Below are 13,517 nucleotides of genomic sequence, written 5' to 3'. Positions count from 1 at the left end.
ACCGGTCACTCCGTAGGGCTCAAGAGGCTTTGCTGGTTTTCTTGCGCGCGGCGGGCCGCTTGGGCCTGGGGCTGTCCTTGTCGGCCGGTTTTTCCTTCGCCGCAGGCTTGCTCGCCTTGCCTTTACTGGCACCGCCCTTGCCCGCCAGACTGCGCCGCAGCAGGTCGGTGAGGTCGATGACATCGGCACTCTTGCGTTCTTCCTCGGCCGGATCGGTCTCGACATCCTCGATCTCGCCTTCGTCTGCCTTGGTCTTGACCAAGTGCATGATCTTGTCCTGAAAGGTGTCGCGATACTGCTCAGGCTGCCAGTCAGCGCTCATGTCCTTGACCAGACGCTTGGCCATGTCACGTTCGCTTTTGTTCAACTTGGCATCGGTCACGGCATCGCTCAGTTCCAGTGTGTCCAGTTCACGCACGTCGGCAGGCCAGCGCAGGATCACCATCACCAGCGCCGATTCCAGCGGCATGACCGCCGCCAGGTGTTCGCGGGTATGCAGAACGACATTGGCCAAGGCGACCTTTTTGGTATCGACCAGGGTTTCGCGCAACAACGCGTAAACTTTCTCGCCGCGCTTGTCGGGGGTCAGGAAATAAGGCGTGTCGATGTTCTGCAAAGGGATCTGCTGGCTGTCGACGAAGGCGAATATGTCGATGGTCTGCGTCGATTTGGGGTGCGCAGAACGAATTTCCTCCTCGCTGAGCACCACATAGCGATCCTTCTCGTACGCCACGCCCTTAACGATGTTTTCGCTGGTGACTTCCTTGCCGGTGACCTTGTTGATTCGCTTGTAGCCGACCGGGTCCATGCTGCGTTTGTCGAGCCAGTCAAAATCGACACTGGTCGACGTTGTCGCCGAGACCAGCGCGACCGGTATATGCACCAGCCCGAAGCTGATTGCGCCCTTCCAGATTGCCCTTGCCATGGTCTGACTCCTGTTGGTCCTGGAAAAGTGACAGGGCCGGTCGGAGAAAAGTTTCGGCAGCCTGACGAGCGCCGGGAAACCTGCCGGGCTGGGGACGTTTTTTACCCTGACAGCCAGACCGTCAGTACGTCGACGCTCGACAGATAAGGCGTCGGTGCGGCTCCGCCCGACGCCAAAGCGTTGTATTCAAAGGGCTGCCCTGCAGGCTTTATCGGGGTTGCGACACTCATATGCATTTAGGATCTAAAAATATGGTTTAACGTTCTTTTGCGGAATAAAAAAGACGTTCTATAAATGGCCCCACCTCGAACGCTGCTGGTGAGGTGTCTGCCAACCGACAGCGGGTTCCTTCAGCTACTACCTGGCTGATTACTTCCAAGGATTTGTCATGAACGTTTTCTGGTTTCTTCCGACTCACGGCGATGGCCATTATCTGGGCACGACAAAGGGCGCACGTCCCGTCACCCTCAATTATTTGAAACAGGTAGCGCAGGCCGCCGATGACCTGGGTTATTACGGCGTATTGATTCCTACCGGTCGCTCCTGCGAGGACTCGTGGGTCATCGCCTCGGCGCTGGTGCCGCTGACCGAGCGCCTGAGGTACCTGGTGGCGATCCGCCCGGGCATCATCTCGCCGACCGTCTCGGCACGCATGGCAGCCACGCTGGATCGCCTTTCCGGCGGCCGGCTGCTGATCAACGTGGTGACCGGTGGTGACCCGGACGAAAACCGTGGCGATGGCAGCTTTCTCGACCACAGCGAGCGTTATGAAGTCACCGACGAATTTCTGAAAATCTGGCGTCGCGTCCTGCAGGGCGAAGCGGTCGACTTCGAAGGCAAGCACTTGCGCGTGCAGAACGCCAAGGCGCTTTACCCGCCGATTCAAAAACCCTATCCACCGCTGTACTTCGGTGGTTCCTCCGACGCGGCGCATGACCTTGCGGCCGATCAGGTGGACGTGTACCTGACCTGGGGCGAGCCACAGGCAGCCGTGGCGCAGAAGCTCGCCGATGTCCGTGAGCGGGCAGCGCGCAAGGGACGTACCGTGAAGTTCGGCATTCGCCTGCACGTCATCGTCCGCGAAACCAGCGAGGAAGCCTGGAAAGCTGCCAGCACGCTGATCAAACACATCAGCGATGACACCATTGCTGCGGCGCAGAAATCCTTTTCGCGTTTTGATTCCGAAGGCCAGCGGCGCATGGCAGCGCTGCATGACGGGCGCCGCGACAACCTGGAGATCGCGCCTAACCTGTGGGCCGGTGTCGGACTGGTACGTGGTGGTGCAGGCACGGCGCTGGTCGGCAATCCCGAAGAAGTCGCGGCACGCATCAAGGAATACGCCGACCTGGGCATCGAGAGCTTCATTTTCTCGGGTTACCCGCATCTGGAGGAAGCTTATCGCTTCGCCGAACTGGTCTTCCCGCTGCTGCCTGAGCCTTACGCCAGCCTCGCCGGGCGCGGCATCACCAACCTGACGGGCCCGTTCGGCGAAATGATCGCCAACGATCTGCCCCCGCAGGCCAAGTGATGTCCGGGCAACTGCTGACCTTACCGCACTCACCTGCACTGGCCACCTCGATCAGGGCCACTGCGCAGGTGTTCGAAGACCCCAAGTCCCGAGCCTTGCTCGCTCACGTGCGTCAGGTTGCGCCCAGCGATGCCAGCGTGCTGATCATTGGCGAGACCGGCACCGGCAAGGAACTGGTCGCACGTCACGTCCACGAACTCAGCGCCCGCCGCGACAAACCGTTCGTGGCGGTCAACTGCGGCGCGTTCTCCGAGAACCTGATCGAGGCCGAGTTGTTCGGCCACGAAAAAGGCGCGTTTACCGGAGCGATCAGCGCCAAGGCGGGCTGGTTTGAGGAGGCCAACGGCGGCACGCTGTTTCTCGATGAGATCGGCGACCTGCCGATGACCCTGCAGGTCAAATTGCTGCGCGTGCTTCAGGAGCGTGAAGTGGTACGTCTGGGCTCGCGCAAGAGTGTGCCGATTGACGTGCGCGTCCTCGCGGCGACCAACGTGCAGCTGGAAAAGGCCATCAACGCCGGGCATTTTCGTGAAGACCTTTATTACCGGCTCGACGTGGTCAATCTGGAATTGAGCCCGCTGCGCGACCGGCCGGGCGATATCCTGCCCCTGGCCCGGCACTTCATAGAGGTCTACAGCCAGCGGCTGCGGCATGGTCCGGTACGGATCAGCCCCGAAGCCGAGCACAAGCTCAAGACCTACAGTTGGCCGGGCAATATTCGCGAGCTGGAAAACGTCATCCATCACACCCTGCTGGTGTGTCGTGAAGGCGTCATTCAGCGTGATGACCTGCGCATGTCCAACCTCAGAATCGAGCGTCAGGATGAACAGAACCCGTCCGACGAATCAGCCGAGCAACTGCTCAACCGGGCGTTTCAAAAGCTGTTTGAAGAACAGGCCGGTGCCTTGCACGAGAAGGTCGAAGACACCTTGCTCAGAACCGCCTATCGCTTCTGCCACCACAACCAGGTGCACACCGCCAGCCTGCTGGGCCTGACCCGCAACGTCACGCGCACACGTCTGATCAAGATTGGCGAGCTGGCAGTCAACAAACGCAGACCGGGTGAAAACCTCCAGGGCGACCGCATGCTGCACCTGTCGGTGTGAAGCGCAGAGCGTCACGAAAGGCATTCCCACGCTGGAGCGTGAGGAACGATCGCTGTCCGCACGCTGCCAGCGAAGTGCTTTTCGAGCACGATGGTACTGACGACGCAGAGTGCGACGTAAGTGACGGCTGAGTCCTGGCGCTGATCCGGGGGTAGCCTGGCAGGACGCCAGGCTAGCCGCACCGGGCCATGGATGGCCCGTTGCGGCGCCCCCCGGATCAGTGACAGGGCGAAGGAACCCGACGAAGTCGGGCCGGAAACGGAGCTTGGGGCTTTGCTTACTTTGGCCCCATCAAAGTAAGTCGCCGAGGGGCGAAAAGGTGACCTGAGTCGATCCCCAATCTACCTGACATCACAGAACCACTGTGTGACGCAGAGCGTCACGAACTGCATTCCCACGCTGGAGCGTGGGGAACGATCGGCGTCCGGCAGAACACTATCGTGCCCATGCTCCGCGGCGCTGCGCCGAGAGCTGACGCGGCGCGCCACGAACTGCATTCCCACGCTGGAGCGTGAGGAACGATCGGCGTCCGGCAGAACACCATCGTGCCCATGCTCCGCGTGGGTATGCCGTTCCGGACGCTCTGCGTCCTCTTCTGAGCGCGCGGCGCTTTATGACAAATGCATCGCCAGCGCCTTGGCCTGAATCGCCACGTCGGTGACTGCGGTACTTTCCCACCACATGCCCCGCAATGGCGGGCCCATGGCGAACAGGCGCGCCGAGTACTGACCCTGTGCGTCGAGCACTGCGCCAGTGGCGTCGGCGGCGATACCGAGTGCAAGCGGGCCAGGCTGGATCAGCCCGCGCGTCAGCAACTGCCGAGGCAACGGGCGATCCACGCGCCGCCAGTCGTACTCGATACCGGTGGAGTTGATCAACGCATCGCCGGTGACCTGCGTCGGCTGACTCTCACCACGCCGACGAACACTGATCTGTACCTGACCTGACGGCAGGCTTGCCACGCCCTGCAACGAGGCCGCATCAATGCTCAGCCGTCCTTGCCTGATCAGCCGCGCCAGCAGCGCAGCGCTCGGTGGCGGGGAACGATGGTGGTGGCTCTCCCACCACGGCCGGACATGACGGACGAACTGGCGGCGCTGCTGGTCGCTGGCCTGATTCCACAGCCTGCCGACGTTGGCGCGCACGGTGTCCAGCGGAGCCTGCCAGTCAATACCACTTTCGATGGCCAGCTCGCACTGTTCACGCACTTTGCGCACCAGTTGCCGAGTGCTGCGGATACTCGGATCCTGACCCAGGAAATCAGACCATTCCGGCGGCTGACGCCGGACATGCGGCAGCAGGCCGTGCCGGGAAAAAATCTGAATGGCACCGCGATGCCCGGCCGTTTCCAGCGAGACCAGCGCATCGACCATAGTCAGACCAGAGCCGATGATCAGCACCCTCGACTGCGGATCAAGCTTTCTCATCACCGCCACATCCCAGGGATCCAGCGCTGCAGTGTTCAGCTCGTTCGAATCACGTCGCGGAGTACGTGAAGCCGCGTACATGCCTGTCGCCAGCACGGCGCGGCTGCCGCGCAGCATACGACCGTCAGCCAGCGAGACACTGACGCCACCTGCATGGACCTGAAGGTCAACTGCCTCGCCAGGCACATGCACGGCGGTCGAGCCAAAAGCTTCACCAGCACTTCGGGCTTCACGCAATCGCTGCTGGACATAAAGCCCGAACACACCGCGCGGCGGAAACAGTTCGGCAACCGGCACCCTCTGCTCGGCAGCTTCAGGCCAGCCCCCGGCGGCCAGATAGTCGCTCAGCCACTGAGTGAGGTCATCCGGGTTATCCGGATCGACGCTCATCCGTGCAGCGTTGCCATTGAGCGTGTGGCCCGGCTCCGTCGCACTGTAGGCCTCGCCCCGGCCGAGTTCGCTGCGGGTTTCGATAATCAGGATTCGGCGCTGGCCCGGCCTGCGCAGCAGTTGCGCCGCCAGCATGGTGCCGCTCAGACCGCCGCCGATGATCAGAATGTCAGCCGTCTGGTTGGAATCTTCGGTCATCGAACAGCGCCTCGGTCGGGTTGCGATAAAGAATCGGAAGGTCAGAGCACGACATTGCGCACAAATCGCAGGGGCACATCGGCGTCGTTGCAATAGCGGTGCGGCTGATTGCTGGGGAACATGAAGAACTCGCCCGCAGCCACCTGCTGAATGGCTGCAGGTTCGGACAAGCGCAACGTCAGATGCCCTTCGACGACGTAGACCTGTTCACTCCAGCCATCGGGATCGGCTTCCGAGATATAGGCGTCCCCAGGCTGCAGACAGAACTCCCACAACTCCACCTCGCGCCGGGCAACAGCCCTGGCCAGCAAAACCGCCTTGCTGCCCGCGATCGTACCTGCCCATGCCAGCTCGTTGATACGGCTGTAATCACGATTTTCAGGTGCCTGGATCAGGTCGCTGAACGCCACTTGCAGGGCTTCGGCCACACGATCAAGGGTCGCCAGGCTGACGTTTTTCTCGCCGGCCTCGATAGCGACCAGCATGCGTCGGCTGACCCCCGACTTTTCCGCCAGAGCCGTCTGACTGAGGTCCGCACTGTTGCGCAGACGCCGCACGTTCTGGCTGACGTGCTGCAGCACCGGAGGGCGCTGAGAATTTTCTTTGTGCATGCTGGTGCTCACATCAAACCGTTGCGCATTATACTGCCCAGCCCAGGAACACTGTCAGAGTGTTCAGCCTCTCATCGCGCGCATGGCAATTAACAGGAATCCGGAGCTGACATGAAGTCTATCAGCCGCATACCCCGCATCAGCAAGGCAGAAGCCGTACTGATTCTGATCACCATGCTCTGGGGAGGCACCTTTCTGCTGGTCCAGCACGCGATGACCGTCAGCGGGCCGATGTTCTTCGTCGGCCTGCGCTTCGCCGCCGCAGCGCTTATCGTAGCGTTGTTTTCAATGAAGGTGCTGCGCGGTCTTACCTTTCTCGAGCTCAAGGCCGGCGCCTTCATCGGCATCGCAATCATGCTCGGTTACGGTCTGCAGACCATCGGACTGCAGACCATTCCCAGCAGCCAGTCCGCGTTCATCACGGCGCTCTATGTACCCTGCGTGCCGTTGTTGCAATGGCTGGTACTCGGCAGGCGGCCAGGGTTGATGCCGACACTGGGCATCGTCCTCGCCTTCACCGGGCTGATGCTGGTAGCCGGGCCGCAGGGTGCGTCCCTGCAACTCAGTTCCGGCGAAATCGTGACGCTGATCAGCGCGGTGGCCATCGCCGCCGAGATCATCATGATCAGTGCCTATGCCGGTGAGGTCGATGTGCGGCGAGTCACGGTGGTGCAACTGGCGACCGCCTCGGCGCTGGCATTTCTGATGATCGTTCCCACTCAGGAACACTTGCCGGATTTTTCCTGGCTGCTGATGCTCAGTGCTGTGGGACTTGGGGCCATGAGTGCGGTGATCCAGATCGCCATGAACTGGGCGCAGAAAAGTGTTTCGCCTACCCGCGCCACCGTTATTTATGCGGGTGAACCGGTCTGGGCCGGGATTGTCGGAAGACTCGCCGGTGAACGTTTGCCGGGTATCGCCCTGCTGGGCGCGGCATTGATTGTGGCCGGGGTGATCGTCAGCGAAATGAAGCGGCGTTCTGCGCCTGATGAACAGAACATTGTCGACGAAGAGGAAGAACAACAAGGCATGCGCAAAGCTGAATGAACAGTGGGTATCGCAGGCCGTGAAACACCTCGTTTCTTCAAAACTATTTCAACGACCTGTCGCTATATCCGGAAGCAATTATTTACTTAATTAAAAAATCAGACACTTTTTGTAGGAAATTTCGGAAACCGTCCCTTTGGTATCGGGGTGTCTGGCACGTATGATGCTTGACATTCCCCTGCAGATTAGAAGCCTATGTCCCTGATAGTTCTACTGCTTCTGCCTTTCATCGGCAGCTGTCTGGCGGCCTTTTTGCCGCACAACGCGCGTAACGCAGAATCGTTTCTGGCCGGTCTGATCGCCCTCATCGGCGCTGTGCAGATGGCCTTGTGGTTCCCGCAGATCGCCGACGGCGGCGTGATTCGTGAAGAGTATTTCTGGCTGCCAAGCCTGGGCATGAACTTCGTTCTGCGCATCGACGGCTTCGCCTGGCTGTTCTCGATGCTGGTGCTGGGCATCGGTGCGCTGGTCTCGCTGTACGCGCGTTATTACATGTCGCCGGACGATCCGGTGCCGCGCTTCTTTGCGTTTTTCCTGGCCTTCATGGGCGCCATGCTCGGACTGGTGATGTCCGGCAACCTGATTCAGATCGTGTTTTTCTGGGAGCTGACCAGCCTGTTCTCGTTCCTGCTGATCGGCTACTGGCACCATCGTGCCGATGCCCGACGCGGTGCTTACATGGCGCTGATGGTCACCGGTGCGGGCGGTCTGGCGCTGCTGGCAGGCATGATGATCCTCGGCCATGTGGCCGGCAGTTACGACCTGGACCGTGTCCTGGCCGCCGGTGACGCGATTCGTGCACACGCCCTGTACCCGGTGTTACTCACCCTGATTCTGATCGGCGCACTGACCAAAAGCGCCCAGTTCCCGTTCCATTTCTGGCTGCCGCACGCGATGGCCGCGCCCACACCGGTGTCGGCGTATCTGCACTCGGCGACCATGGTCAAGGCCGGGGTGTTTCTCATGGCGCGCATGTGGCCGGCGCTGTCCGGCACCGAGCAATGGTTCTGGATCGTCAGTGGCGCGGGGGCCTGCACGCTGATTCTCGGCGCTTACGCGGCCATCTTCCAGAATGATCTCAAGGGCCTGCTGGCCTATTCGACCATCAGCCACCTGGGCCTGATCACCCTGCTGCTCGGTCTCAACAGCCCGCTGGCTGCAGTGGCTGCAGTGTTCCACATTCTCAACCACGCCACCTTCAAGGCGTCGCTGTTCATGGCCGCCGGCATCATCGACCATGAGAGCGGGACCCGCGACATCCGGCGTCTCAGTGGCTTGGTAAGGCTGCTGCCCTATACCGCGACACTGGCGATGGTCGCCAGCGCGTCGATGGCAGGCGTACCGCTGCTCAACGGCTTCCTGTCCAAGGAAATGTTCTTCGCCGAAACCGTGTTCATCTCCGCCACTGCCTGGGTCGAGATCGCCTTGCCGGTGATCGCGACCATTGCCGGGATCTTCAGCGTTGCCTATTCACTGCGCTTCACGGTCGATGTGTTTTTTGGTCCGGCGGCCAAGGATCTTCCGCACTTGCCGCACGAACCGCCGCGCTGGATGCGTGCGCCGGTGGAACTGCTGGTCCTGACGTGTCTGGTGGTGGGGATTTTCCCGGCGCAATCGGTCGCCCCGCTGCTCGCCGCCGCTGCGCGTCCGGTGGTCGGCGGAACACTGCCCGAATACAGCCTGGCGATCTGGCACGGCTGGAACCTGCCGATGGTCATGAGCCTGGTGGCTATGGCGGGCGGTATCATCCTGTATCTGTTGCTGCGCAAGCCGCTCAAGCACGAGCGCATCACCGCCCCGCCGCTGGTGGGACGCCTCAATGGCAAGCGCTTTTTCGAGCGCAGCCAGGTGGTGATGATGCACTGGGCGCGCCGTTTTGAACGCAAGGTCAGCACTCGCCGCCTGCAGCCACAACTGTTTTTACTGGTGCTCGCGGCCGTATTGGGCGGCTTCATTCCGATGTATTTCAGCGGCCTGACCTGGGGCGACCGGCCGAAGATTCCGGGCTCCGGGGTGTTTGTCACGCTATGGCTCATCGCGATTGCCTGCGCCATAGGCGCGGCCTGGCAAGGTAAATATCACCGTCTGGCAGCACTGGTCATGGTCAGCGTCTGCGGGCTGATGACCTGCATCACCTTCGTCTGGTTCTCGGCCCCTGATCTGGCGCTGACGCAACTGGTCGTGGAAGTAGTGACTACCGTGCTGATCCTGCTCGGCCTGCGCTGGCTGCCGCGACGCAATGAAGACGTCGCTCCGCTCAGTGCACGCTTGCGTGCCCGCACCCGGCGCATACGCGACTTCGGCCTGGCGGTGCTCGTGGGTCTGGGCATGGCGATACTCTCCTACGCCATGCTGACCCGCCAGACGCCCAACGCCATCTCGTCCTTCTACCTGAGTCGCGCACTGCCCCAGGGCGGCGGCACCAACGTGGTCAACGTGATGCTGGTGGATTTCCGCGGCTTCGATACGTTTGGCGAGATCACTGTGCTGGCGGCGGTTGCCATGACCGTGTTCGCCCTGTTGCGACGCTTCCGTCCACCGAAGGAAAGCATCCTGCTGCCAGCACAGCAGCGCCTGCTGGCCCGTGACGTGGTGACGGATCTGGTCAACCCGCGCAGCGCCAGCGATACCGCACTCGGTTTCATGATGGTCCCGGCAGCGCTGGTTCGATTGCTGCTGCCGATCGCCTTCATCATCTCGATGTACCTGTTCGTTCGCGGCCACAACCAGCCCGGCGGCGGGTTTGTTGCCGGCCTGGTGATGTCGGTGGCGTTCATCCTGCAATACATGGTGGCAGGCACCCAGTGGGTCGAGGCGCAAATGAGCCTGCGTCCGCTACGCTGGATGGGCACAGGCCTGTTGTGCGCGGTTCTGACCGGCGCGGGCTCGATGGTGCTGGGTTATCCGTTCATGACCACCCACACCGCCCATGTCGATTTGCCGATCCTGGGTGATATCCACATCGCCAGCGCGCTGTTCTTCGATGTCGGCGTCTACGCCGTGGTGGTCGGGTCGACGCTGTTGATCCTCACCGCACTGGCTCACCAGTCGGTGCGCAGCCATCGGCCGACGCAGTTGCCCAAGCCTGTCGCCAACCCGCAAGGAATCCTCTGATGGAAGAAGTCATTGCAATCGCCATCGGCGTGCTGGCCGCCTCGGGCGTCTGGCTGATCCTGAGGCCACGTACCTTTCAGGTGGTCATGGGGCTGTGCCTGTTGTCGTACGGGGTCAACCTGTTCATCTTCAGCATGGGCAGCCTGTTCATCGGCAGGGAGCCGATCATCAAGGATGGCATTCCCCAGGACCTGCTCAATTACACTGACCCGTTGCCACAGGCACTGGTGCTGACCGCGATTGTCATCAGCTTCGCCATGACTGCGCTGTTTCTGGTGGTATTGCTCGCCTCCAGAGGCCTGACCGGCACCGACCATGTAGATGGCCGGGAGCCCAAGGCATGAGCTGGATGAACCAACTGATCATCGCGCCCATCCTGCTGCCGCTGCTGACTGCGGGGCTGATGCTCTGGCTGGGCGAAAAGCATCGGCCGCTCAAGGGGCGTATCAATCTGTTTTCCAGCATCCTCGGGCTGGGCATTTCCGTGGTGCTGTTTCTCTGGGTACAACACAGTGGCAGCAGCGGCTCGATCGGTGTCTATCTGCCGGGCAACTGGGGCGTACCGTTCGGCATCGTGCTGGTGGTGGACCACCTGTCGGCGATGATGCTGGTACTGACCGGAATTGTCGGTGTCTGCGCCCTGCTGTTCGCCCTGGCTCGCTGGGACAGGGCCGGGGCCAGCTTCCACGCGCTGTTCCAGATCCAGCTCATGGGGCTGTATGGCGCGTTCCTGACTGCTGACCTGTTCAACCTGTTCGTGTTCTTCGAAGTGCTGCTCGCGGCGTCCTACGGCCTGATGTTGCACGGCTCCGGCCGGGCACGAGTGTCCACGGGCCTGCATTACATTTCGATCAACCTGCTGGCTTCGTCGCTGTTTCTGATTGGTGCCGCGTTGATTTACGGGGTGACCGGCACGCTGAACTTCGCCGACCTGGCAATCAAGATCCCGCAGGTGGCGGAGTCCGATCTGGGCTTGCTGCATGCCGGGGCTGCGATTCTGGCCACGGCCTTTCTGGCCAAGGCTGGCATGTGGCCGCTGAACTTCTGGCTGGTCCCCGCCTACTCGGCAGCGAGTGCGCCGGTGGCAGCGATGTTTGCGATCATGACCAAGGTGGGGGTCTACACCCTGTTGCGTCTGTGGACACTGCTGTTTTCCGGTCAGGCCGGTGCGTCGGCCTTCTTCGGCGGCGACTGGCTGATCTACGGCGGCATGGCGACGATTTTCACCGCGGCCATTGCGATCATCGCCGCCCAACGCCTGGAACGCCTCGCCAGCCTGAGCATACTGGTGTCCGCAGGCATTCTGCTGTCCGCCGTCGGTTTCGCCCAGCCGAGCCTGACCTCGGGCGCGCTGTTTTATATGGTCAGTTCGACGCTGGCATTGAGCGCCATGTTCCTGCTGGGCGAACTGATCGAACGCTCCCGCTCGGCCAACGAGATCCCCCTGGAATACGACGTGGATCAACTGCCTCGTACCCTGGAGTCTCTGCATCCGCCGCCCGGCGCCAACCTGGACGACGAACAGAAGGTGGTGGTCGGTCAGGTCATTCCCATGACCATGGCTTTTCTGGGCCTGAGTTTTATTGCCTGCGCCTTGCTGATCATCGGCATGCCACCGCTCTCGGGATTCATCGGCAAGCTCACATTGATCAGCGCCCTGATGAACCCGCTAGGGCTGGACGTCGCGAAGGATGAGGCGCTTTCCACTCAGGCATGGATGCTGATCGGTCTGCTGATCTTTTCCGGGTTGGCGTCACTGATCGCTTTTTCAAGGCTCGGCACGCAACGTTTCTGGACACCACACGAGCGTCCTTCGCCGATGCTGCGCCGCAACGAATGCCTGCCGATCATCATTCTTCTGGGTCTGTGCATCGCGCTGACCTTCAAGGCCGAGCCGTTGTTGCGCTACACCCAGGACACCGCTGCAGCGCTGCATGAGCCCAAACAGTATGTGCAGTCAGTGCTCGCCACACGCCCGATACCCGGCCCCACCAGTCAGGAAGTAGACCAGGAGGAACGGCCATGAAGCGCCTGTTTCCCGCCCCGCTCCTGTCGCTGGCACTCTGGCTGCTGTGGCTGGTATTGAACCTGTCTATCAGCCCCGGCCACCTGCTGCTGGGCGCGGTGCTGGGTTTTCTCGCGCCGTTGTTGATGGCTCCGTTGCGCCCGCTGCCGGTACGTATTCGCAAACCCGGCACGATCCTGAAATTTCTATGGTTGGTGGGAAGCGATGTGGTGGTCTCCAACGTGCAGGTGGGCCTGAGCGTCTGGCGGCTTGAAAAACGCCCGCCACGTTCGGCCTTCGTACGCATTCCACTGGAGCTGCACGACGCCCACGGCCTCGCCGCGCTGGCGATGGTCACCACAGTAATACCCGGAACGGTATGGTCGGAGCTGGCACTGGATCGCAGCGTGTTGCTGATGCATGTCTTCGATCTGGAGGACGAGGCACAGTTCATCGAGCACTTCAAAACCACCTATGAGCGACCGTTGATGGAGATCTTTCAATGAGTGCATTGCTCGACAACGCCATCCTGATCAGCCTGCTGATCTTCGCCCTGGCGATGGTGATCACCCTGCTGCGCCTGCTCAAGGGGCCTTCAGCCCAGGACCGGGTGCTGGCGCTGGACTATCTGTACATCATTGCCATGCTGATGATGCTGGTGCTTGGCATTCGCTACGCCAGTGACACGTATTTCGAAGCGGCCATGCTGATTGCCCTGTTCGGCTTCGTCGGCTCGTTCGCTCTGGCCAAGTTCCTGCTGCGCGGAGAAGTGATCGAATGACCGGACTGCCGAATACAGTGCCTTTCTGGGTCGAAATACTGACCGCCGGGCTGCTGATCGCCAGCAGCCTGTTCGCCTTGACCGGCGCGCTCGGGCTGCTGCGCCTCAAGGACTTTTTCCAGCGCATGCACCCGCCTGCCCTGGCGTCGACGCTGGGCGCCTGGTGCGTTGCGCTGGCGTCGATCATCTATTTCTCGTCGCTGAAGTCGGAACCGGTGATCCACGCCTGGCTGATCCCGGTATTGCTGGCGATCACGGTACCGGTGACGACCCTGTTGCTGGCGCGCACGGCGCTGTTCCGCAAGCGCATGGCCGGTGATGACGTGCCAGCAGAAGTCAGCAGCGGTACCGGCAACGGAGAATCGGCAGGCGGCTGAGTCGACGC

General features: G+C 61.5%; 12 protein-coding genes. 9 read left to right on the top strand and 3 right to left on the bottom strand.

Features of this window, described 5'->3' with window-relative positions; all coding sequences use genetic code 11:
- Positions 1-19 precede the first annotated feature (19 nt).
- On the bottom strand, positions 20-925 hold the full coding sequence (locus JOE33_RS23460; RefSeq protein ID WP_054992586.1) for a Ku protein: 906 nt from the start codon (positions 923-925) through the stop codon (positions 20-22).
- A gap of 388 nt (positions 926-1,313) precedes the next feature.
- On the opposite strand from JOE33_RS23460, the gene ssuD reads away from it, so the two are divergent.
- On the top strand, positions 1,314-2,453 hold the full coding sequence (gene ssuD, locus JOE33_RS23455; RefSeq protein WP_187625390.1) for an FMNH2-dependent alkanesulfonate monooxygenase: 1,140 nt from the start codon (positions 1,314-1,316) through the stop codon (positions 2,451-2,453).
- On the top strand, positions 2,453-3,559 hold the full coding sequence (locus JOE33_RS23450; RefSeq protein WP_054992585.1) for a sigma-54 dependent transcriptional regulator: 1,107 nt from the start codon (positions 2,453-2,455) through the stop codon (positions 3,557-3,559). Before ssuD ends, JOE33_RS23450 begins: the two co-directional genes overlap by 1 nt.
- A gap of 611 nt (positions 3,560-4,170) precedes the next feature.
- On the opposite strand, the gene JOE33_RS23445 is transcribed toward JOE33_RS23450, so the two are convergent.
- Both JOE33_RS23445 and JOE33_RS23440 read right to left on the bottom strand, forming a co-directional pair.
- The gene (locus tag JOE33_RS23445) at positions 4,171-5,574 is read right to left on the bottom strand and encodes an FAD/NAD(P)-binding protein (RefSeq protein ID WP_187625391.1); all 1,404 of its coding nucleotides are present in this window, start codon (positions 5,572-5,574) and stop codon (positions 4,171-4,173) included.
- A 41-nt stretch (positions 5,575-5,615) separates the two neighbouring features.
- Positions 5,616-6,185: an XRE family transcriptional regulator gene (locus JOE33_RS23440; RefSeq protein WP_054992622.1), complete on the bottom strand. Its 570-nt coding sequence runs from the start codon at positions 6,183-6,185 to the stop codon at positions 5,616-5,618.
- Positions 6,186-6,296: 111 nt separating this feature from the next.
- Between JOE33_RS23440 and JOE33_RS23435 the strand changes: the two genes are divergently transcribed.
- From JOE33_RS23435 to JOE33_RS23405, 7 genes are all read left to right on the top strand, one after another.
- On the top strand, positions 6,297-7,232 hold the full coding sequence (locus JOE33_RS23435; RefSeq protein ID WP_187625392.1) for a DMT family transporter: 936 nt from the start codon (positions 6,297-6,299) through the stop codon (positions 7,230-7,232).
- A 195-nt stretch (positions 7,233-7,427) separates the two neighbouring features.
- The gene (locus JOE33_RS23430; protein WP_122694423.1) at positions 7,428-10,346 is read left to right on the top strand and encodes a monovalent cation/H+ antiporter subunit A; all 2,919 of its coding nucleotides are present in this window, start codon (positions 7,428-7,430) and stop codon (positions 10,344-10,346) included.
- On the top strand, positions 10,346-10,690 hold the full coding sequence (locus tag JOE33_RS23425) for a Na+/H+ antiporter subunit C (protein ID WP_002554068.1): 345 nt from the start codon (positions 10,346-10,348) through the stop codon (positions 10,688-10,690). The genes JOE33_RS23430 and JOE33_RS23425 overlap by 1 nt, the downstream gene beginning before the upstream one ends.
- Complete coding sequence (locus JOE33_RS23420; protein WP_010430744.1) at positions 10,687-12,372, top strand: monovalent cation/H+ antiporter subunit D; 1,686 nt, start codon at positions 10,687-10,689, stop codon at positions 12,370-12,372. The genes JOE33_RS23425 and JOE33_RS23420 overlap by 4 nt, the downstream gene beginning before the upstream one ends.
- On the top strand, positions 12,369-12,857 hold the full coding sequence (locus JOE33_RS23415; RefSeq protein ID WP_096102793.1) for a Na+/H+ antiporter subunit E: 489 nt from the start codon (positions 12,369-12,371) through the stop codon (positions 12,855-12,857). The genes JOE33_RS23420 and JOE33_RS23415 overlap by 4 nt, the downstream gene beginning before the upstream one ends.
- Positions 12,854-13,132 carry a K+/H+ antiporter subunit F gene (locus tag JOE33_RS23410; protein WP_002554071.1) on the top strand — a complete coding sequence of 93 codons (279 nt, stop codon included), beginning with the start codon at positions 12,854-12,856 and terminating at the stop codon, positions 13,130-13,132. Before JOE33_RS23415 ends, JOE33_RS23410 begins: the two co-directional genes overlap by 4 nt.
- Complete coding sequence (locus tag JOE33_RS23405; RefSeq protein WP_122694425.1) at positions 13,129-13,509, top strand: Na+/H+ antiporter subunit G; 381 nt, start codon at positions 13,129-13,131, stop codon at positions 13,507-13,509. The genes JOE33_RS23410 and JOE33_RS23405 overlap by 4 nt, the downstream gene beginning before the upstream one ends.
- Positions 13,510-13,517 lie beyond the last annotated feature (8 nt).

Source organism: Pseudomonas sp. PvP027, assembly GCF_017833005.1.
GTDB lineage: Bacteria > Pseudomonadota > Gammaproteobacteria > Pseudomonadales > Pseudomonadaceae > Aquipseudomonas > Aquipseudomonas congelans.
The sequence above is the reverse complement of the archived record's forward strand: the minus strand, read 5'-3'. Positions and strand labels throughout refer to the sequence as shown.